The 751-nt window shown below is 47.3% G+C and carries 5 tRNA genes; all 5 read left to right on the top strand.

The features are described 5' to 3' along the window. Positions 1 to 23 precede the first annotated feature (23 nt). Positions 24 to 108, top strand: a tRNA-Leu gene (locus L4D09_RS28840). Positions 109 to 147: 39 nt separating this feature from the next. Next, positions 148 to 222, top strand: a tRNA-Gln gene (locus L4D09_RS28835). 46 nt (positions 223 to 268) lie between these two features. Next, positions 269 to 353, top strand: a tRNA-Leu gene (locus tag L4D09_RS28830). A gap of 78 nt (positions 354 to 431) precedes the next feature. Beyond that, a tRNA-Leu gene (locus L4D09_RS28825) sits at positions 432 to 516 on the top strand. Positions 517 to 555: 39 nt separating this feature from the next. Then, a tRNA-Gln gene (locus L4D09_RS28820) sits at positions 556 to 630 on the top strand. The last annotated feature ends 121 nt before the right edge of the window (positions 631 to 751 follow it).

Below are 751 nucleotides of genomic sequence, written 5' to 3'. Positions count from 1 at the left end.
CAGCTGGTAACAGCACAAAAAATGCGGAAGTGGCGGAATTGGTAGACGCACCAGATTTAGGTTCTGGCGCCGCAAGGTGTGAGAGTTCAAGTCTCTCCTTCCGCACCATTCTCTCTAATTGGCAAAGTCTCTGAAAAGAGCATYTGTAGGTCTATCGCCAAGCGGTAAGGCAGCGGCTTTTGATGCCGCCATCCCCTGGTTCGAATCCAGGTAGACCTGCCATATTTAACTTAGCGTTTAACTCTTTATTGAGCTTTACGATAAGTATGCGGAAGTGGCGGAATTGGTAGACGCACCAGATTTAGGTTCTGGCGCCGCAAGGTGTGAGAGTTCAAGTCTCTCCTTCCGCACCATTATTCTTYAAATCGAATTTACCAATTTTCGATTTGAAAAATACAATTAGAGATACAGCTGGTAACAGCACAAAAAATGCGGAAGTGGCGGAATTGGTAGACGCACCAGATTTAGGTTCTGGCGCCGCAAGGTGTGAGAGTTCAAGTCTCTCCTTCCGCACCATTCTCTCTAATTGGCAAAGTCTCTGAAAAGAGCATCTGYAGGTCTATCGCCAAGCGGTAAGGCAGCGGCTTTTGATGCCGCCATCCCCTGGTTCGAATCCAGGTAGACCTGCCATATTTTGAGTTGTTGATTTTACGATCAGCATCTAAAGATGGCTACGTAGCTCAGCTGGTTAGAGCACATCACTCATAATGATGGGGTCACAGGTTCGAATGATGGGGTCACAGGTTCGAAT

This window comes from Photobacterium makurazakiensis (assembly GCF_050336715.1).
GTDB lineage: Bacteria > Pseudomonadota > Gammaproteobacteria > Enterobacterales > Vibrionaceae > Photobacterium > Photobacterium makurazakiensis.
The sequence above is the reverse complement of the archived record's forward strand: the minus strand, read 5'-3'. Positions and strand labels throughout refer to the sequence as shown.